Origin of the sequence: Sorangium sp. So ce693, from assembly GCF_051521375.1 — a bacterium.
Classification (GTDB): domain Bacteria; phylum Myxococcota_A; class Polyangia; order Polyangiales; family Polyangiaceae; genus Sorangium; species Sorangium atrum.
The window spans coordinates 6,477,309-6,496,452 of record NZ_CP150347.1; the positions used below are offsets into that span (position 1 = coordinate 6,477,309).

General features: G+C 72.3%; 14 protein-coding genes. 6 read left to right on the forward strand and 8 right to left on the reverse strand.

Annotated elements, in window-relative coordinates:
* Nucleotides 1-12 precede the first annotated feature (12 nt).
* The 3 genes from WMF14_RS23985 to WMF14_RS23995 all read left to right on the forward strand — a co-directional run bounded on the left by WMF14_RS23985 (nt 13) and on the right by WMF14_RS23995 (nt 3,979).
* Nucleotides 13-1,269, forward strand: coding sequence for a lysophospholipid acyltransferase family protein (locus tag WMF14_RS23985; protein WP_437803951.1), 1,257 nt, complete (start codon nt 13-15; stop codon nt 1,267-1,269).
* A complete protein-coding gene (locus WMF14_RS23990) occupies nt 1,266-2,471 on the forward strand; it encodes a tRNA pseudouridine synthase B (RefSeq protein WP_437803953.1) in 1,206 nt (401 codons plus the stop codon). The genes WMF14_RS23985 and WMF14_RS23990 overlap by 4 nt, the downstream gene beginning before the upstream one ends.
* Nucleotides 2,472-2,686: 215 nt before the next feature.
* The gene (locus WMF14_RS23995; RefSeq protein ID WP_272093104.1) at nt 2,687-3,979 is read left to right on the forward strand and encodes a hemolysin family protein; all 1,293 of its coding nucleotides are present in this window, start codon (nt 2,687-2,689) and stop codon (nt 3,977-3,979) included.
* A gap of 400 nt (nt 3,980-4,379) precedes the next feature.
* On the opposite strand, the gene WMF14_RS24000 is transcribed toward WMF14_RS23995, so the two are convergent.
* A complete protein-coding gene (locus tag WMF14_RS24000) occupies nt 4,380-5,585 on the reverse strand; it encodes a formin (protein ID WP_272093105.1) in 1,206 nt (401 codons plus the stop codon).
* 684 nt (nt 5,586-6,269) lie between these two features.
* Here WMF14_RS24000 and WMF14_RS24005 point away from each other — a divergent pair.
* A complete protein-coding gene (locus tag WMF14_RS24005; RefSeq protein ID WP_437803955.1) occupies nt 6,270-7,145 on the forward strand; it encodes an alpha/beta fold hydrolase in 876 nt (291 codons plus the stop codon).
* A 44-nt stretch (nt 7,146-7,189) separates the two neighbouring features.
* On the opposite strand, the gene WMF14_RS24010 is transcribed toward WMF14_RS24005, so the two are convergent.
* The 5 genes from WMF14_RS24010 to WMF14_RS24030 form a co-directional block, all read right to left on the reverse strand.
* Nucleotides 7,190-9,568, reverse strand: coding sequence for a Tex family protein (locus WMF14_RS24010; RefSeq protein WP_437803956.1), 2,379 nt, complete (start codon nt 9,566-9,568; stop codon nt 7,190-7,192).
* A gap of 55 nt (nt 9,569-9,623) precedes the next feature.
* Nucleotides 9,624-10,907, reverse strand: coding sequence for an imidazolonepropionase (hutI, locus tag WMF14_RS24015; protein WP_437803958.1), 1,284 nt, complete (start codon nt 10,905-10,907; stop codon nt 9,624-9,626).
* Nucleotides 10,904-12,019, reverse strand: a complete 1,116-nt coding sequence (gene nagZ / locus WMF14_RS24020) for a beta-N-acetylhexosaminidase (protein ID WP_437803959.1) — start codon at nt 12,017-12,019, stop codon at nt 10,904-10,906. Before nagZ ends, hutI begins: the two co-directional genes overlap by 4 nt.
* Nucleotides 12,020-12,183: 164 nt before the next feature.
* Nucleotides 12,184-13,197: a zinc-dependent alcohol dehydrogenase family protein gene (locus WMF14_RS24025; protein WP_272093112.1), complete on the reverse strand. Its 1,014-nt coding sequence runs from the start codon at nt 13,195-13,197 to the stop codon at nt 12,184-12,186.
* Between the two features lie 51 nt (nt 13,198-13,248).
* Nucleotides 13,249-14,232, reverse strand: a complete 984-nt coding sequence (locus tag WMF14_RS24030) for a DMT family transporter (RefSeq protein ID WP_272093114.1) — start codon at nt 14,230-14,232, stop codon at nt 13,249-13,251.
* Between the two features lie 146 nt (nt 14,233-14,378).
* On the opposite strand from WMF14_RS24030, the gene WMF14_RS24035 reads away from it, so the two are divergent.
* Nucleotides 14,379-15,449, forward strand: a complete 1,071-nt coding sequence (locus WMF14_RS24035) for a CAP domain-containing protein (protein ID WP_437803961.1) — start codon at nt 14,379-14,381, stop codon at nt 15,447-15,449.
* The gene (locus WMF14_RS24040; protein WP_437803962.1) at nt 15,446-16,630 is read left to right on the forward strand and encodes a GspE/PulE family protein; all 1,185 of its coding nucleotides are present in this window, start codon (nt 15,446-15,448) and stop codon (nt 16,628-16,630) included. Before WMF14_RS24035 ends, WMF14_RS24040 begins: the two co-directional genes overlap by 4 nt.
* A gap of 44 nt (nt 16,631-16,674) precedes the next feature.
* Here WMF14_RS24040 and WMF14_RS24045 read toward each other — a convergent pair whose 3' ends face one another.
* A complete protein-coding gene (locus tag WMF14_RS24045; protein WP_272093118.1) occupies nt 16,675-18,066 on the reverse strand; it encodes a GH1 family beta-glucosidase in 1,392 nt (463 codons plus the stop codon).
* Nucleotides 18,067-18,084: 18 nt separating this feature from the next.
* Entirely contained in the window at nt 18,085-19,143 is a 1,059-nt protein-coding gene (locus WMF14_RS24050) for an ABC transporter ATP-binding protein (RefSeq protein WP_437803965.1), read from the reverse strand.
* Nucleotide 19,144: the final 1 nt, after the last annotated feature.

Here is a 19,144-nt window from a genome sequence, read left to right on the forward strand (position 1 = left end):
GGGGGGTGAGCGATGGGCACGGAGCACGATCGAGAGCTCGAGGAAGCAGGGAACGGATCGCCGTCGACGCGCGGGCGCCCCGACAGGACGGGGCCCAGGCAGGTCGTGCCGAGCGCCGACGTCGAGGACGAGGAGGCCCGGTACCTGGCGCCGATCGGCCCGACGGAGCCCTCGGACGGGCGGAAGACGCAGTCGTCCGAGGGGCACGCCCCGGTGGTGCCGGTGACGACCGAGGAGCTCCAGCGCCAGATCACGGAGCTCGAGGCGCGGCTCAAGCGGATGCTCGCCGGGGGCCCGTCGCCCGACGCGAGCTGCGCGGCGGGAGGTGAGCCCGAGACCGAGCGGAGCCCGCGCCAGGGCGGAGCGCCCGCGGCGTCGGCCGGCTTCGCCAGCGAGCCGCCGCTCTCCGAGCCCGGGACGGCGCGCGACGTCCTGTCGACCGATTTCTACCTGCGGCAGTGGGGCCGCGCCGGCCTGCGCCGCCGCTCGGAGGAGGTCGACGAGTTCGGCTTCGATCCCAAGTACGAGGCCCGGTACAGGTCGCTCTTCGACTTCCTGCACAGGCACTATTTCAGGATCGAACTCGAGGGCATCGAGCGCATCCCCGCCGAGGGGCGGTGCCTCGTCGTGTCCAACCATTCGGGCGGGCCCATCCCCTACGACGGGCTCATGCTGCGGGCCGCGGTGCGGCGGGAGCACCCGGCGCGGCGGGAGCTCCGCTGGCTGGCCGACGATTTCGTGTACTACCTGCCGTTCGCCGGCACGATCATGAACCGGCTCGGGGCCGTGCGGGCCTGCCAGGAGAACGCCGAGCGGCTGCTCGCGGGCGAGCGGCTCATCGCGGTCTTCCCGGAGGGCGTCAAGGGCAGCGGGAAGCTCTACAAGGAGCGGTACCAGCTCCAGCGCTTCGGTCGCGGCGGCTTCATCCGGCTCTGCCTGCGCACGCGCACGCCGCTCATCCCGTGCGCCATCGTGGGGGCCGAGGAGACGAACCCGCTGTTCTATCGGGTCGAGCACCTCACGCGCGCGCTCGGCATCCCGTACCTGCCCATCACCCCGACGTTCCCTGCGCTCGGGCCGCTGGGCCTCGTGCCGGCGCCCACCAAGTGGAAGATCCGCCTGGCCGATCCCGTGCGGTTCGACGCGTACGGCCCGGAGGCGGCGGACGATCAGATCCTGGTGCGGCGCCTCGCGGAGCGCGTGCGCGCGACGATCCAGGGGCTCATCGACGAGACCCTGGCCACCCGGAAGTCGATCTGGTTCGGATGAAGCGATCTGCCGAGGCGAATCCTCCCCCCATGCCCGAGAACACGACCGAAGGGGATCCGCCCCCCGAGCCCGAGCGGGCGACGAGCAGGGGCGCGCGGCCGGAGGGCGTGCTGGTGATCGACAAGCCGCGCGGGCCGACGAGCCACGACGTCGTGGCCCGCCTGCGCCGCGCCCTCGGCGTGAAGCGCATCGGGCACGCGGGGACGCTCGACCCGATGGCGTCCGGCGTCCTCGTGGTGCTCGTCGGCGAGGCCACCAAGCTCGCCCCGTACCTGACCGCGCAGGACAAGCGCTACACGGCGCGCGTCGTCCTCGGCGTGGGGACGGACACCCTCGACGCGGAGGGGGAGATCACCGCGGCGCAGCCCCTGCCGCCGTGGCTCGACGCGGAGCTCGGCGCCCTTGCGGGGGCCGGCGGGCCTCCCGGCGGTGAGGCGCTCGCGCTCGCGGCGCCGCGCATCGCCGCCGCGGTCGACGCGGAGCGGGCGCGGCGGGAGCAGGCGCCGCCGGCCTACTCGGCCATCAAGGTCGCCGGGCAGCGCAGCTACGCCCTGGCGCGCGCCGGCCAGGCGGTCGACCTGGCGGAGCGGGCCGTCGAGGTCCGGTCGCTCGAGGTGACCGGCGCCTCGCGCGGCGGGCCCGGCGCGCCGGCCGAGGGCGCCGCGCCGGCCGCGGGTGCTGCGCCGGCCGCGGGTGCTGCGCCGGCCGCGGGTGCTGCGTCCGCCACCCTCGATCTCGAGCTCGGGGTGAGCAAGGGCTATTATGTGCGCTCGCTGGCGCGCGATCTGGGCGCGCACCTCGACGTCCCCGCGCACCTGTCCGCGCTGCGCCGCACGGCGAGCGGCAGCTTCACCGTGGAGCAGGCCGTGTCCCTCGATGCCGGCGCCGAGGTGCTGCGCGCGTCGCTGCGCCCGCTCGCCGACGCAGCCGCCGCGAGCCTCCCGGTCGCCCGCCTGACCGAGAACGGCGCCCGGCGCGCGCGCATGGGACAAGCGCTCACGGAATCCGACTTCTCGCTAGCTCCTGCGCACCCTGGTGCCGCTGTATGGCTCGATCCGGACGGAGTTGTCGTGGCGCTCGGCGCTGCCGAGGTCGCCGATGAGAGCGCCGCTGATGGCCTTCCAGCGCCATCACCGACTCGATTTTCCGTCCTGCGCGGCTTTTCTGGAGCGCCCGACATGCGTGGGAATGCTGCTAGATAAGAGAAACCCACAGCACACGGCAATTCCCTGGACTTCGGCAGATCTACGGCGCATGTCACTGGAAGCGCTCGGCAGGATCGGTCGAGCTGGGGAGTCCGCCTTCGGGCGAGAGCGGCAAGAACGCGTGGTTCCGTCATCTCCTGAGATTTCGCGTCCCGGTCCGGTTGCGCTCCCCTCGCCTGTTCCGTTACGATTCGTCCGTTAGGAGCCTCTGTTTGAGTCCCGATTTCGTTCCATTGCCAGCGCTCGGCGCTGCAGTTCTCTCCGCTGTACTTGGCTCGCTGTTCGTCGGTGCCGACACCGCACTGACGACGTTGAGCGCGACGAGGCTCGGCGCCCTGATTGAGCAGGCGACGGGCCCCACGAAGTCCGCCTACGAGCGGATTCGTCGAGAAGACGCCAAGCTCCGTTCCCGCTACCTGCTCGGCTGGGTCGTCTCGACCAGCCTGACGGCCGCCTGCTTCGACCTCTTCTTCCGGCGGGTTGTCCCTGGCGCGGCGCTCTATCTCGGGCTGGCGACCACGATCGTCGTCAGCGGAGCCCTTTACGAGGTCAGCTCCACGCTGGGCCGCAAGCACGCCGATCGGGCCGCATCAATGGCGGTCCGCTTCTTGCGCCCTCTCGAAATCGCCATGCTGCCGCTCGCCGTACCGCTCGGCTGGATCGGCTCCAAGCTGGGTCCGCGGGACGGTGAGCAGCCGTCGGACCCGAGGGTTGCCGAGGCGGAGGTCGAGATCCTCGTCGATGAGGTCGAGCGCTCTGGTCTGTTCGGGCGGGAGCCGGCGGAGATGATCCGGAATGTGCTCGAGTTCGCCGATCTCACGGCGCGGGACGTGATGGTGCCGCGGTCCAAAGTCGAGGCCATCGAGATCTCCACTCCGCTGGAGAAGGTGCTGGAGATCGTCACCGAGAGCGGGCACTCCCGGTATCCGGTCTACAAGGATCAGACCGACAACATCGCTGGTCTTCTCTACGCGAAGGACCTGTTCAAGGTCCTCGAGGAGCGCCGGCTCAAGAACACGACGCTCCGGGAGATCACGCGGAGCCCTGCCAATTTCGTCGCCGAGTCGCAGCCTCTCTCCTCTCTGCTCCGGGAGATGAAGAGCCGGAGACAGCACCTCGCGATCGTGGTCGACGAGTTTGGCGGGATGTCGGGGATTGTCACCCTGGAGGACGTGCTCGAGGAGATCGTCGGAGACATCCGGGACGAGCACGACGAGACAGACGACGGTGCCGCCATCCAGGATCTTGGCGACGGCCGCTTGGTCGCCGACGCGGCCGTGTCGATGAGCGATCTCTCGGCGTACCTGGGCGCCGAGCTCGACCGGGAGGGAAAGTACGATTCCCTCGGCGGGATGATCACGCAGCACGTCGGCAAGGTGCCCGAGGTAGGCACGGCCGTGAGCAAGTTCGGCCTACGCTTCATCGTGCGCGACAGCGACGAGCGCCACATCGGCAAGGTCGAGATCGTCCGCCCCCGCGCCATGGGCGCCGGCGGCGCGGCCTGAAGCGGCGGGCCGCGCGGGAGGGTATTCCGAGCTGCCCGGCCCGGAGCGAGGGGGGGCGTCGCGCGGGACGGCGCGGGGCCCCGCCGAACTCGCCCAAGTGACAAAGCTCCTCCGGCTTCGCCGGAAGAGCTTTGTCACTTGGGCTCAGACATCGGCCCATCCCCGCGCCGTCCCGCGCGACGCCCCCCCTCGCTCCGGGCCTACCGTCCACCTCACGCGCCGCGGGCGGCGCTCCAGATCTGCCGCGGCCGAGCGGCGCTCCAGATCTGCCGCGGCCGAGCGGCGCGCGCCCGCACAGGAGACGGGCCCAGATCGGCGTTTTCGGCGCGCAGGCGCACTCCGGTGCGCTGAGCACCGAAAACGTCGAGCTGGGCCCGTCTCCTGTGCGGGCGCGTGCCGCTCAGCGGGCGAGGGAGATTTTGTGGAGCTCGTTCGCGAGATCGTCGCCCTCCTTGATGAGGCCGGGCGTCTCTTCGACGGGGTTGTCCTTGTTGCCGTCGAGCGTCTTGCGGATGTCCGCCATCGCGCTGGCGAGCCGGAAGACCATCTGCTCGCTCGTGAGGCCTGCAACGGACTGAGGATCGACCGGGAGGGCCTGCAGATCGCCGCCGGCGATGTCGCCCTTCGTCCAGCGGGTGGCCTCCTTCTCGGCGGGCTTCAAGCCCTGCTGCGTGCGCTCGAGGCGGCTCACCGTGTACTTCGCCGGCCAGTCCTTGCCGAACGGGAACGGCGCCTTGTTGGGAACGAGCTCGGCCACCGTCTTGTCGCCATCCCGGCGGAAGACCACCGAGAAGTTCACGACCGGCTCCTCCTGCTCCTTCCACGATTTCTCGACGGGAGCCTGCGCGGCGGAGAGGACGTTCTTGAGGCTGTCCTTGGTCTTGTTCAGATCCTGGACCGCCGTGGTGTAGGTGAGGAGCTGGCGCATCACCCGCCCCGGGAGGCTGCCGATCTGCTTGCCCTCCAGGTTGGTGGCGTCGAACGGGACGTTGATGCCGCCCAGCTCGTTCACGAGCTCCGCGGGGAACTTCTTCCCCTCGAGCGCCGCCCGGCCCGCCTCGAGCTTCTCCTTCAGCGCCGCCATCTTCTCGTTCGCGGCCTTCACGTCCTTCTCGAGCGCCGCCGCGCCCTCGACCGCGAGCTTGCCGCGATCGCCGCGCTCCTTCGCGCCGCCGATGGCGAAGCCCACGGCGATGCCGACGACCGCCGCGAGGCCGGCGTAGAGCGCCGTCTTCTTCGAAGCCTTCCGGCGCTCCTGCTCGACCTCCTCGCCGACCTCGACCTTGATGGTCTGCGCGGCCGCCGTCGGCTTGGGCGGAGGCGTCTGGATCACAGGACGCGGCGCCGGCGCGAACGGAGGCAACGGGATGCCTGGCGAGATCCCGGGCGGAGGCGCGATGCCCCCCACGGAGGGCATCGGCGGCCGCGCGCTCGGATGCGGCGAGGGCACGCCGATCGGGCCCGCGTTCATGTCGGGAGGCGGCCCCGATCCGGGCTGCGAGCCAGGCACGGGAAGGGGGACGGCCGCTCCCGGCGCCCCGCCTATCGCCGTTTTGCCAAGCCGAGCCTTCAGATCGATTTTGCTCTTCTTCTTTTCTTCAGCCATCGGCTCCTCGAGGACGGGATCGCTGCACCACTTCGCGCTGAAAACTCCAGCCCGCCCGAGGGAATCGACCCACCACGGCCCGAACCGGAGCTGCCGCTGCGCGAGCGGCAGCAGAAGACGACACGGGCCGGCCTCCAGCAGACCGACATGGGAGCGGGGAGGGAAAGATCAGCAACACGACGGGAGCGCCGGGCGAGCGGACAACCCGCCGGGCACGTTAGCGGCGCGCTGCCTGGAATGTCAACGCGATGGCGATCGCAGCGCGGGATGTGTTTCGACAGGCGATCGCCAGGCCACCCGGGCCCACGGCAGCCCCCGCTGGCCCGCAGCTGCGCCCTCGCCGGGTCGGTACCGTCGCTCCCGGCCCCCATCCTTTCCCATCACGCAGGCGACCGCCGGCAACCTGGCCCTCCGCGAAGGGACCGGGTAGGAAGCAGGGGGCTCATGGTCTCGTTCAAGTTCGGCGGGGGTCGGCCGCCGCGGCTCCGCTCTCCTTCCGGCAGCGGACCGCAGGCGCCGCCAGCTTCATCCACCGGCAACAGACCGCAGGCGCCGCCCGCGGCATCCTTTGGCGACGGGCGGCAAGCGGCACCCCCGCCTTCCAGCGGCGGGTGGCAGGCGCCGCCCCCTCCTGCCTCCAGCGGGGGCCGGCGGGGGCCGCCCTCGCGCCGGCCGTCGCTCCGGATGGAGACCCGGCGGGTCACGAGCTTCGATGGAACCGACATCACCTACCGCGTGACGCCGCCGCCGTTCGAGGGGGCGAAGACGGTGGTCCTGGTCAACGGTCTGGGCGGGCCGTACCTCGCCTGGCGGGCGCAGGTCGAGTACCTCTCCGACCAGTACCGGTTCATCACGTGGGACTACCGCGGGACGTACGCGTCGAAGCGCCCGTCGCCGGACGTTCCGGAGGCCTATGCGGTCGCGAACCACGTCCGCGACCTCGAGGCGATCCTCGCCGTCGAAGGGATCCGGCACGGCTCGCTGATGGGATGGAGCGTGGGCGTCCAGGTGGTGCTGGAGGCGTTCCACAGGCTCCCGGGGTTCGCCGCGAACCTGGTCCTGCTGAACGGCACCTACCGCCGGCCGCTGGGGACGATGGGGCCGCTGCCTGGGCTCGGGCGGCTGCTCCCGCCGTTCGTGGCGCTCGCGGCGCGCGCTCACACGCTGGCGGCCCGGGTGACGGGCAGCACCATGGCCCCGCCGGACGCGGTGCACTGGCTGAAGCGAATGGGGCTGCTCGGCAAGACGCTCGACGGCGATGCGTTCGCCGAGCTCGTGCAGCCTTTCGGCCGGCTCGACATGGACGCGCTCTTCAGCAACCTGCGCGCGCTGGACGCCCACGACGCCGAGCACGTGCTCGAGCAGATCGACGTCCCGACGCTGCTCATCACCGGCGATCGCGACGCGTTCACCCCGCGGGCGCTGGCGCAGTCGATGGCACGCCGCATCCCGATGGCGGAGATCCTCGTGGTCCGCGGCGGGACCCACACCACCGCGGTCGAGTTCCCCGAGCTCGTCTCGCTCCGGATCGAGCGCTTCTTCGCCGATCACGGGTTCTAGCGCCGCCCGCCCGCCTGGCCCGGGGCCAGGCGGGCATGCGCCGCTCACTTCCGGAGCAGATCAGCGAACGGGTTGTTGCGGAAGCCGCCCGACGAGCTCCCCTGCCCCTTCCCTTGCTGCCCCTGCCCCTGCCCCTGGGCCGGCCGGCGGCCGTCGCCGCGATCGTTGCGGCCGCGCGCGTCGCCGCCGGCGGACGGGCCGCCCGCCTGGGGACGCGCGCCGGCGGGAGCGCCGCCCTTCTTCGCGGTGAGCGAGATGCGCTTGCGCACGAGGTCGACCTCGAGCACGCGCACCTTGATCTTGTCGCCCACCTTCGCGACCTCGTTCGGGTCCTTCACGAACCTGTCCGCCAGCTGCGAGACGTGCACGAGGCCGTCCTGGTGGACGCCGATGTCGACGAAGGCGCCGAACGCCGTGACGTTGGTCACCACGCCCTCGAGCTCCATGCCCGGCTTGAGATCCTCCATGGTCCGCACGTCGTCGCGGAACTTCGGCGGCTCGAACGTCGCGCGCGGGTCGCGGCCCGGCTTCTTCAGCTCGCTCAGGATGTCGTTCAGCGTGAACGAGCCGACGTCGCCGGCCTCGTACTTCTTCGGATCGATCCGCGCGATCGCCGCCGTGTCGCCGATGAGCGACCCGACCGGCACGCCGAGGTCCGCCGCGATGCGCTCGACGAGGCCGTAGCGCTCCGGGTGCACGGCGCTCGCGTCGAGCGGGTGCTCCCCGCCCCGGACCCGCACGAAGCCCGCCGCCTGCTCGAACGTCCGCGGGCCGACGCCGGGCACGTCGAGCAGCGCCTTGCGGCTCTTGAACGCGCCGTTCAGGTCGCGGTGCGCGACGATCTTCTTCGCGAGGCTCGGGCCGATGCCGGCGACGCGGGCGAGCAGCGGGGCGCTCGCGGTGTTGAGCTCGACGCCGACCCGGTTCACGCAGCTCTCGACCACCTCGTCGAGCTTCCGCGCGAGCAGCCCCTGGTAGACGTCGTGCTGGTACTGGCCGACGCCGATGCTCTTCGGGTCGACCTTCACGAGCTCCGCGAGCGGGTCCTGCAGCCTGCGGGCGATGCTGATCGCGCCGCGCACCGTGAGATCGAGCTCGGGGAACTCCTCGCGCGCGACGTCGCTCGCCGAGTAGACGCTCGCGCCAGCCTCGCTCACCGGGACGCAGAACAGCTCCGTCAACCCCTCCGACGCGAGCACGTCCTTCACGAACGCCTCGGTCTCGCGGCCGTGCGTGCCGTTGCCCACGGCGACCGCGCGGAGCGGGTACTTGCGGCAGATGCGGCGCAGGTCCTGGCGCGCGCGCTCGAGCGAGTCGCCGCTCCCGACCAGGTAGATCGTCGTGTGCTCGAGGAGCTTGCCCGTCTCGTCGACGACGGCGCACTTGCAGCCGGTGCGCTGGCCGGGGTCGATGCCGAGCACCGCCTTCGTGCCGAAGGGCGCGGCGAGGAGGAGCTCGCGGAGGTTCTGGGCGAAGACCTCGACCGCGGCGCGATCGGCCTGCATCTTGAGGTCGACGCGCACGTCGCTCTGGACCGCCGGGAGCAGGAGCCGCTTCACGGCGTCGTCCGCGGCCTTCGTGAGCTCGCCGGCCCACGGCGATTTCGGCTTCAGCCCGACCGCGGCGTGGATGGGCGGGACGAGCGGCTCGGGCGCGAGCTCGATCGAGGCGCGGAGCACGCCCTCGGCCTCGCCGCGGCGGATCGCGAGGTAGCGGTGCGACGGGATGTTCGCGACGGGCTCCTCGAAGCTCCCGTACATGTCGAACTTCGTCTGCTTGGCCGCGTGCTCCTCGTTCTTCTGGACCTTGATGACGCCTTCCTTCGCGTAGGCCTCGCGGACGAGCTTGCGCACGTCGGCGTGCTCGGCGATGCGCTCGGCGCAGATGTCGCGCGCGCCGGCGAGGGCGGCCGCCGCGTCGGGGACCTCCTTCTCGGCGCTGACGAACACGCGGGCCTCCTCCTCGGGGCTGCCGTCCCCCGGCTGCGACCACATGCGATCCGCGAGCGGCTCGAGGCCCCGCTCCTTCGCGATGATGGCCCGCGTGCGGCGCTTCGGCTTGAAGGGGAGGTAGAGGTCCTCGAGCTCGGCCTTCGTGTGGCAGGCGCGGATCTTCGAGGCGAGCGCGTCGGTGAGCTTGCCCTGCTTCTGGATCTCCGTGAGCACCGCGGCGCGGCGCTCCTCGAGCTCGATGAGGTAGGCGCGGCGCTCCTCGATGGCGCGGATCTGCACCTCGTCGAGCCCGCCGGTCGCTTCCTTGCGGTAGCGGGCGATGAACGGGACCGTCGCCCCCTCGGCGAGCAGCTTGGCCACCGCCGAGACCCCCTGGCGCGGGAGGCTCAGCTCCTCGGCCAGGAGCGGGACCGGATCGAACGAGCTGTCCGCGCGGCTCGGGACAGCGACAGGGCTCTGCGTCTCAGTCATGGGCGCGGCATACGCGCAGGGTGCACGCGCGTCCAGGCTTGACTTGCTGTCTGCCTCAGCACCCCGCCGCGATGATGTCGCCGTCGCGCAGCACGGCCCGCGCGCGCGGCGCGCCCCAGGGCTGCACGATCGCGTTCTCGTGGGGCAGGTCCCACACGGCGAGATCCGCGCGCAGCCCCGGACGGACGGCGCCGCACACGCCGCCGAGGCCGAGCGCGACCGCCGCCTCGCGCGTCGCGCCCAGGATCGCCTCGGCGACGGTGAGGCCGTAGAGCCGCACCCCGAGCGCGAGCGCGAGCGGCAGGCTCTCGGTCGGCGCCGTGCCGGGGTTCGCGTCGCTGCCCACGATCAGCGGGACGCCGGCGGCCCGGAGCGCGGCGACGGGCGGCGGCTCCTGCCGCAGCGTGAAGCTCGCGACGGGCAGCAGCGCGGCGGCGACGCCCGCCTGGGCGAGCGCCGCGATGCCGGCCGGGGCGACGTGCTCGAGGTGATCGGCCGACGCGGCGCCGAGCGCGGCGGCGAGCTCGGCGCCGCCCACGTCCGCGAACTGCCCGACGTGCACGCGCACGCCGAGCCCCAGCGCGCGCGCCCGCTCGAGGACCGGCCGCGCCTCGTCCACCGAGAACGCGCCCCGGTCGATGTAGGCGTCGACGTAGCGCGCGAGGCCGGCCGCGGCGATCGCGGGGAGCCAGGAGCGCGCGACGGTCGCCGCGTAGGCCGCGCGGTCGCCGCCGGCCTCCGGGGGCAACGCGTGCAGCGCGAGGTACGTCGGAACGACGCGGGGCAGCCGCGCGTCCCTCCCCGCCTCGGCGACCGCCTCGAGCTGCTTGCGCTCCGTCGCCTCGTCGAGGCCGTAGCCGCTCTTGGCCTCCACGGCGGTCACGCCGAGCGCGGCCATCCGGCGGAGGCGGGCCCGGAGCGTGTCCGCGAGCTCGCCGGCGGCCGCGGCGCGCGCCGCGCGCATGCTCGCGACGATGCCGCCGCCGGCCGCGGCGATCGCCTCGTAGTCGCCGCCGGCCATGCGGATCGCGTACTCGGCGTCCCGCGAGCCGATCCAGGGCGCGTGCGTGTGGCAGTCGACGAGCCCGGGCGTGACGACCCCCCCGGCTTCGATCGCGATCGGCACGCCGGCCTCGGGCCGCAGGACCTCGTGCCGCGGTCCGACGGCGTCGATCGCGCCGCCTCGCACCACGATCGCGGCGTCCTCGATCACGCCGAGGGGGTCGCCGGCCGAGGCGCGGGACGGGTCGCAGGTGACAAGCCGGCGCGCCGTGATGGCGAACGGGCGCTCGGGGTGCTGCGCGGCCTCCGCGGGCGCGGCCCCCGGCGGCGCCGTCACGTCGCCGCCTCGGCGCCGCGCGCGCCGCGCGCCCGCTCGATGTCCTCGAGCACCGCCCGGGACGCGGGCCCGCCGACGATCTCGGCGAACGCCGCGGGCGAGGAGGCCGGCCGCGGCGGGCACCGCCGGCGCAGGCCCAGGCAGCGCGCGGCGGCCTCGGCGCAGCGCTCGCGGAAGCGCGGCTCGCGCTCGGCCTTGCGCACGAGCGCCTCGTGCACGCGATCCTGCAGGTCCTCGCGGTGGCAGACGAGCAGCGCGTCGCAGCCAGCCCAGACGGCCGCGGCGGCGGCCTCCTCGACGGCGTGGTGCGCGGCGATCGCGGCCATCTCGAGATCGTCCGAGAAGAGCACCCCCTCGAAGCCGATCTCGCCGCGCAGGAGGTCGGTGCAGATGGCGCGCGACAGCGTCGCCGGGACGCCGGGATCCAGCGCCTCGACGACGATGTGCGCCGTCATGAGCGACGCGACCCCGGCGCCGCAGGCGGCGCGGAACGGCGGCAGCTCGATCTCGTCGAGGCGGCCGCGCCCGTGGGCGATGGTCGGGAGCGCGAGGTGGCTGTCGAGCGCGGTATCGCCGTGCCCGGGGAAGTGCTTGCCGCAGGCGAGCACGCCCTCCTCCTGGAGCCCCTCCAGGAACGCGACGGCGCTCCGCGCGACCGCGCCGGGATCGCGGCCGAACGCGCGATCGCCGATGATCGGGTTCGCCGGGTTCGAGTCGACGTCGAGCACCGGGGCGAAGTTCAGGTTGATGCCGACCGCCCGGAGCTCGGACGCGACGGCGCGCGCCGCGCGGCGCAGCAGCGGGAGGTCCGCGAGCTCGCCGAGGGAGCGCATCGACGGCAGCGTCAGGAACGGCGCGGGCAAGCGGGTGACGCGGCCCCCCTCCTGATCGATGCCGATGAAGGGAGGCCGTTCAGGGCCGCCCGCCGCGGCGAGCGCCTGGCAGAGCCGCGTCGTGGCGGCCGCGTCAGGGACGTTGCGCCGGAACAGGATCGCGCCGCCCCGCCGCCCCTCGGCGAGGGCCTTCAGGTACCGGGCCGGCGGCTCCACGCCGTCGAAGCCGCCCACGATGAGCTGACCACACAGGACCTCGAGCTCCAGATCGAGCCGCATCGTCCACCACCTCTCGCGCGGCGCAGGCGAGTGGCCGGCCGCGGAATCCGTTCGTGGACGACTCGTAAACGACTTGAGCCGACGAGGCCACTTCCGGGGGATGCCGGCGCGCCGGAGGGGAGGCCGCGGCGCCGGAGGGGCGCAGCCCGTCGCGGTTGGCTCCGTCAGAACCGGATCGCGATCTTCCCGAAGTGTGAGCCGCTCGCCATGGACTCGATCGCCTGGCGCACCTCGGCGAAGGGGACCACGCGGTCGACGACAGGCCGGAGCCCGCTCGCCGCGATCGCGCGGTTCATGTCCTCGAACATCGCCCGCGACCCGACGAAGATGCCCTGCGCGGTGATCTGCTTCATCAGGATGGGGAACAGGCCGACATCCCCCAGCGCGCCGCCCGTGAGCACGCCGATGAGGCTCACGCGGCCGCCGAACCGGACCGCGCGGAGCGAGCGGGCGAGCGTGCCCGCGCCGCCCACCTCGATCACGTGATCCACGCCGGCGCCGCCGGTGAACGAGCGCGCGGGCGCGTCCCAGTCGGGGTTCGTGCGGTAGTTGATGGTCTCCGACGCCCCGAGCGACCTGGCGCGCTCGAGCTTCTCGTCGCTGCTCGAGGTGACGATGACGCGGGCGCCCGCGAGCCGGGCGAACTGCAGCGCGAAGATCGAGACGCCGCCCGTGCCCTGGACGAGGACCGTGTCGCCCGCCTTGAGGTGGCTCGCCGCGAAGAGCGCGTTCCATGCGGTCACCGCGGCGCACGGCAGCGACGCGGCCTCCTCGTCCGTGAGGTGCTGCGGAACCTTGACGACCCCCTCCTCATCGAGCAGCACCCGCTCCGCCGCCACGCCCGGCAGCTCCCCGCCGAGCGCCGCCCGCGCCTTGTCCGCGGAGAGCTCCCCGTCGATCCAGCGCTGGTGGAAGGTCGGGCTCACGCGATCGCCGACCTTCACCCGCGTCACCCCGTCCCCCACGGCGACGACCTCGCCGACCCCATCGGAGAGCGGGATCAGCGGCAGCGAGAACTTCGGGTTGTAGAGCCCCTTCGCCACGAGCAGGTCGCGGAAGTTGAGCGACGCCGCCCTCATCTGGAGGACGACCTGCCCAGGCCCCGGCTCAGGATCCGGAAGATCGATCGGGCGGAGCGCGTCGAGACCGAACGAACCCTGGAGAGCGAACGCTTTCATGCAGATCCTCCTTGAGCGGAGCTCCGCTATCCCACGCGGGATGGAGGCCGGTCAACGCGCCGGCCGGCGCGCGTCGCGCAGCGCCTGGGAAGCGAGCCACAGGCCGGCCGCCATCACGAGCGCCGTCCCGAGCAGCTGGTCCGCCGACGGGCTCTCGCCGAGCCAGGCGGCGGCGAGCACGTGCGACAGGACGACCCCGAGGTAACCGATCGCGCCGATGCGCGCCGCGCTGTCGAGCGCGTAGGCGCGCGTCATCGCGAGCTGCGCGAGGCCGCCGGCGAGCCCCGTCCCGATCAGCAGGACGGCGCCGAGCGCGTCGGGCGTCCGCCAGACCGGGATCGACAGCGCGACCATCGCGGCGCTCGCCACGAGCGAGAAGTGCAGCGCGATCGCCTCGGGGCTCGCGCGCTCCCCGCCGGCGCCGATCCTGCGCAGCCAGATCATGGCGAACGCGGAGAAGACGGCGCCGAGCGTGGCGATGAGCGCGATCTCGCCCGCGATCGCGAGCCTCGGCGCGGCGACCAGCCCGACGCCCGCGAAGGCGAGCAGGGTCGCGAGCCAGAGGCGCGGGCTCGTCCGCTCGCCGAGCAGCCGCGGGGCGAGGATCGCGACGAAGATCGGGCTCGTCGCGCCGAGCGTGACCGCGTCGCCGAGCGCGATCTGCGGCGTGCCGAGCGTGTAGAAGCCGCAGAGCATCGCCCCGGTGCCGCAGAGCGAGCGCGCCCACGCGAGCCGCCGGTCGCCCCGACCCATGGTGAGCGGCGCCCGGCGGACGAGCGCGACGCCGAGCGCGGTGGCCGCGCCCACCATCGTGCGCGACGCCGCCACCTCGGGCCACGGCGCGTGCGCCGAGGAGAGCCGCGCGAGGACGTTCATCGCGGCGAAGAGCGACTGGGCCAGGAGCATCCACAGGACGCCCGCGGTCGGGTGCGCCGCGCGCCCCTCGCGCTCCGCGGCGAGGACGATCGCGGAGGCCCCGGGCGGGTGCGCGGCGACGGCGCCCTGCGACGATGACGACGTGCTCACGTAGCGCATCGCTTACCACCTCGACCTCGCCGCCGTACACGCCGCCGTGCGCCCGGAGGCGTCGGCGCTCCTGGGTGCGTGCGCGGCATCGAGGCGCTACGGTCGCAGCGATGCGCGCGATCATCGGAGTCACCAGGGGATGCAGGACAGGAGCGATGGATGGTCAGCGAAGACGCCGGTCCGGAGCGCTCTGGCTCGGGCTCGTCGCCGTGAGCGCCCACGCGCTCGGGTGCGGCGCCAGCGCCGCGAAGGAGCCGGCGGAGGGGCCCTCCGGGGGCACGGCAAGAGAAGGCGCGACGGAGGAGAGCGCGCGCCCCTCGGAGGGCAAGGCCGCCGGCGTGGAGGCCAGCGGCGAGGCCCAGGGCGCCCAGGCCCCGCCCGCGCCGGGCCAGCAGATGACCCGCGCGGAGGCAGGCCGGTACGTGCTCGGCCTCGTGAACCGCGATCGCGCGGCGCACAAGCTGCCGCCCGTCCGGTGGGACGAGACAGCGGCGCGCGCGGGGCGGCGGCACGCCGAGGACATGGTCCGGATCGGCTTCACCGGCCACTGGGGCAGCGACGGCTCGGTCCCGGAGGAGCGCTACACGGCCGCGGGCGGCGACGGGTTCCCGATGGAGAACGCCGGCTGCTTCGCCGACGCGATCCCCCGCGAGCTCGATCCGGATCCGCGCTTCTCCGCGGAGAGCCTCGAGCGCGTGCACCAGGCCTTCATGAACGAGAGGCCCCCGGCCGACGGGCACCGGCGCAACGTGCTCACAGCGTCGCACACGTCGCTCGGGGTCGGGCTGGCCAAGGCGAAGGGGTTCGACATCGCCTGCGTGGCGCAGGAGTTCGTCGACGACTACGGGACGTACCAGCCGCTGCCCAGGCGGGCGAAGATCGGCGAGCGGATCCGGGTGGGCGGCGAGCTCGCCGCGCCGGCGAAGATCGCGGGCGTCGGGATCTCGCGGGTCGAGGCGGGGAAGCCGATCAAGCCGGAGAAGCTGCTCAAGATGGGCGGATACCCGATCCCGCCCCCCTACGCGACGTTCTTCCCGAAGGGCTTCAAGACGCCTATTCCTCTCCAGGTGACCGGCAATCGATTCGACATCCAGGTCCCGCTGGACGACCGCGGGCGGCCCGGGCTCTACGGCGTCAGCGTCTGGGCGACGTTCCCCCCCTCGGATGAGCTCAAGATGGTCTCGCTCCGCACGATCGACGTCGTCGGCAAGGGAGGCGCGCGATGAGCCAGAGCCGCCCCCCCTCGGCGTCCGAGGAGCTCGACGCGGTCAAGGTGCTCGATCACCTGGTCCGCCGCGCGGTCTCGATGGGCGCGAGCGACATCCACGTCGAGCCGAAGCGCGACGGCATCCGCGTGCGCTACCGCGTCGACGGCGTGATGGTGGCGCAGGGGCAGATCCCGATCGAGATCGCGCCGTCGCTCACCTCGCGCGTGAAGGTGCTCGCGCGGATGGACATGACCGAGCGGCGCCTGCCGCAGGACGGCCAGTTCAGCCTGGAGCTCCATGGCCACCCGCTCATCCACCTGCGCGCCTCGACGTTCCCCGCGATCCACGGCGAGACGCTCGTGCTGCGCGTGCTGCTGAGCCACCAGCTCATCGCGCTCGACAAGCTCGGGCTCTCCGAGGGGGACCTGCCGCGGCTCGAGCGCCTCGCCGACCGGCCCTCGGGGCTGATCGTCGTGTGCGGGCCGACCGGGTCCGGCAAGACCTCGACGCTCTACTCGCTGATCAAGGTCATGAAGACGAGCGAGCTGAGCATCGTCACGCTGGAAGATCCGATCGAGGTCGAGTTCGCCGACATCACGCAGGGGCAGACCAACCCGAGGCAGGGCTTCACGTTCGCGACGGGCCTGCGCGCGATCCTGCGGCAGGACCCGGACGTGATCATGGTGGGCGAGATGCGCGATCCCGAGACGGCGCAGATCGCGCTGCAGGCGAGCCTCACGGGGCACCTCGTGCTGTCGACGCTGCACACCTCCGACGCTGTCGACACGGTCGCGCGCCTCGTGGACCTCGGCGCGGAGTCGTGGATCGTGGCGAACGCCCTGCTCGCCGTGGTCGCGCAGCGGCTCGTCCGCAAGCTCTGCGAGGAGTGCGCGGAGACGTACGAGCTCGAGACCGCCGTGACGGGCGAAGAGGACAAGGTCCTCATCGAGGAGGGCGCCGAGCTGAAGCGCGCCGTCGGGTGCCAGACGTGCCACATGACGGGCTACCGGGGGCGCATGGGGCTCTTCGAGATGCTGGAGCTCGACGACGACCTGCGGGATCTCGTGAAGGCGCGGGCAGGAAAGCGCGCCTACCGGGACGCCGCGCGCAGGGTAGGGCTCGTGCCGCTCCGCGAGGCCGGGCTCGCCAAGGTGAAGGAGGGGATCACCTCCCTGGACGAGGTGCTCCGCGTGACGTGAGATGGCTGGAGCGGTGCGCCGCGTGATCCGCGGCGCGCCGCCGGTCAGGTCGCCTGCGAGGAGCCGTCGTCGACCGCGTTGGCAGCGATGACGCCCTTGTACCAGAGCGCGCTGTCCTTCGGGATGCGCCGCTGCGTCTCGTAGTCCACCCAGACGATGCCGAACCGCTGCGAATAGCCGCGATCCCACTCGTAGTTGTCCATCAGCGACCACACGAAGTACCCCGCGAGCGGCGCCCCCGCGTCCATCGCGCGCCGCGCGGCGACGAAGTGATCGCGCAGGAACTCGAGCCGCCGCGTGTCCGGGATGCGGCCGTCCTTGTCGGGCTCGGTCGAGTAGGCCGCGCCGTTCTCGGTCACGTAGAGCTTCGGCACGCCGTACTCCACGTGCAGCCGGAGGAGCAGCCGCCGCAGCCCTTCCGGGTAGACCTCCCAGTGCATCTCCGTCTGCTCGGAGAGGGGCGCGACGTGCACCGTCCTCGGCAGGTTCTGCTCCTCGGGCACCTTGCTGCTCCGCAGGACCGCCCGCGAGTAGTAGTTGAGGCCGAGGAAGTCGCACTGCGTGGCGATGATGTCGAGATCGCCCGGCTTGCACACGGTCAGCCCCTCCGGAGGGAGGTAGCCCAGCGCGATGTAGTCCTCGATCATGTCCGCCGGGTAACGCCGGCCGTACAGCGGATCGAGGAACCAGCGGTTGAAATACCCGTCGTAGTGGCGGCACGCGTCGTAGTCGGCGGCGCTCGGCGACGCGGGCATCGCGTAGTTCATGTTCAGCGTGATGCCCACCTCGGCGCCGGGGCAGTTCTGGCGCAGCACGGGCACAGCGAGGCCGTGGGAGAGCAAGAGGTGATGGCTCACCGTCAGGGCCTTCTTGAAATCGCGCCCGCCCGGCGCGTGGATCCCCTTCTCGTAGCTGAGGAACGCCGTGCACCACGGCTCGTTGTGCGTGATCCACTTCTTCACGCGATCGCCGAGCTTCCGCGAGATGACGTCGGCGAACTCCACGAACGCATCCGCCGTCGAGCGGTGCTGCCAGCCCCCGACCTGGTCCTGGAGCACCTGCGGCAGGTCCCAGTGGAAGAGCGTCGCGTACGGCTCGATCCCGGCCGCGAGGAGGCCGTCCACGAGCCGGCTGTAGAAGTCGAGCCCCTTCTGGTTCACCGCGCCCCGGCCATTCGGGAGGATGCGCGGCCACGCGATCGAGAACCTGTAGGCCATCATGCCCAGGCTCTTCATCAGCGCGATGTCCTCAGGCCACCGGTGGTAGTGGTCGCACGCGATGTCGCCGTTGGTCCCGTCGACGATCTGACCGGGCGTCTTCGCGAAGCGATCCCAGATGGACTCGCTGCGGCCGTCCTCGTTCGTAGCCCCCTCGATCTGATAGGAGGACGTCGCGGTCCCCCAGACGAAATTGTCGGGAAATCTCAGAGACGGCATGTCGGTTCGTGGTTCTCCTTAGAGCGGTCCGGCCTCGACGGAGGCGGGCACCTTGCGATCGTAGAGCGCGGAAGGCGCGATGACGGAGCCGGGCGCGTAGAGGTGGCAGCGGACCCAGTGCCCCGACCCGACGTCGACGGCCCCCGGCATCTGCTCACGGCACGTGTTCATCACGCTCGGGCAGCGGTCTGCGAAGGGGCAGCCCGGCGGCGGGTTGATGAGCTTCGGCGCCCCGGAGCGGGCCGGGAGATCGCCGCGGATCGAGCCGTTCGGATCCGGAACCGCCGAGAGCAGGAGCTTCGTGTACGGGTGCGCCGGCTGCTGCATCAGCTCCTCGCTCGGCGCGCCCTCCACGATGTGGCCGGCGTACATCACCATCGTGCGATCCGCGACGTAGCGCGCGCTCGCGATGTCGTGCGTGATGTAGAGGTAGGAGATACCGCGCTCCTCCTTGAGCTTCTCCATCAGGTTCAGGACGCCCATGCGGATCGAGACGTCGAGCATCGAGATCGGCTCGTCCGCGAGGATCACGCTGGGATCCACCGCGAGGGCACGGGCGATCGCCACGCGCTGCCGCTGACCGCCCGACAGCTGGTACGGGTACTTGAGCGCGACCTCCGCGGGGGGGTTCAGATCGACCGTCTTGAGCAGCTCGTGCACCTTCTCCCGGAGGATCGCCGGGGTGGGCGCCTTGTTGTGGAGCAGGAGCGGCCGCTCGAGGTGGTAGCCGATGGTGTGCACCGGGTTGAGCGAGCCGAACGGGTCCTGGAAGATCATCTGCACCTGCCCGCGGTAAGCGAGCGAGGCGCGGGTCGGCTCCTCCTTCAGCACGTCGCGACCCTTGAACACGATCTGCCCGCTGCTCGGGGGCATCAGCCGCGCGAGGAGCCGTGCGATCGTGCTCTTGCCGCTGCCCGACTCGCCGACCAGCGCGATGACCTCACGCACTGCCAGCGAGAACGATGCGTCGTGCAGCGCCCGGAGCTGCTGCGATCGCAGCCCGCCGCCGACAGGGAAGTACTTCCCCAGGCGCACCACGTCGAGGACAGGCGAGACAGAAGGTTGCGTCATCGTCATC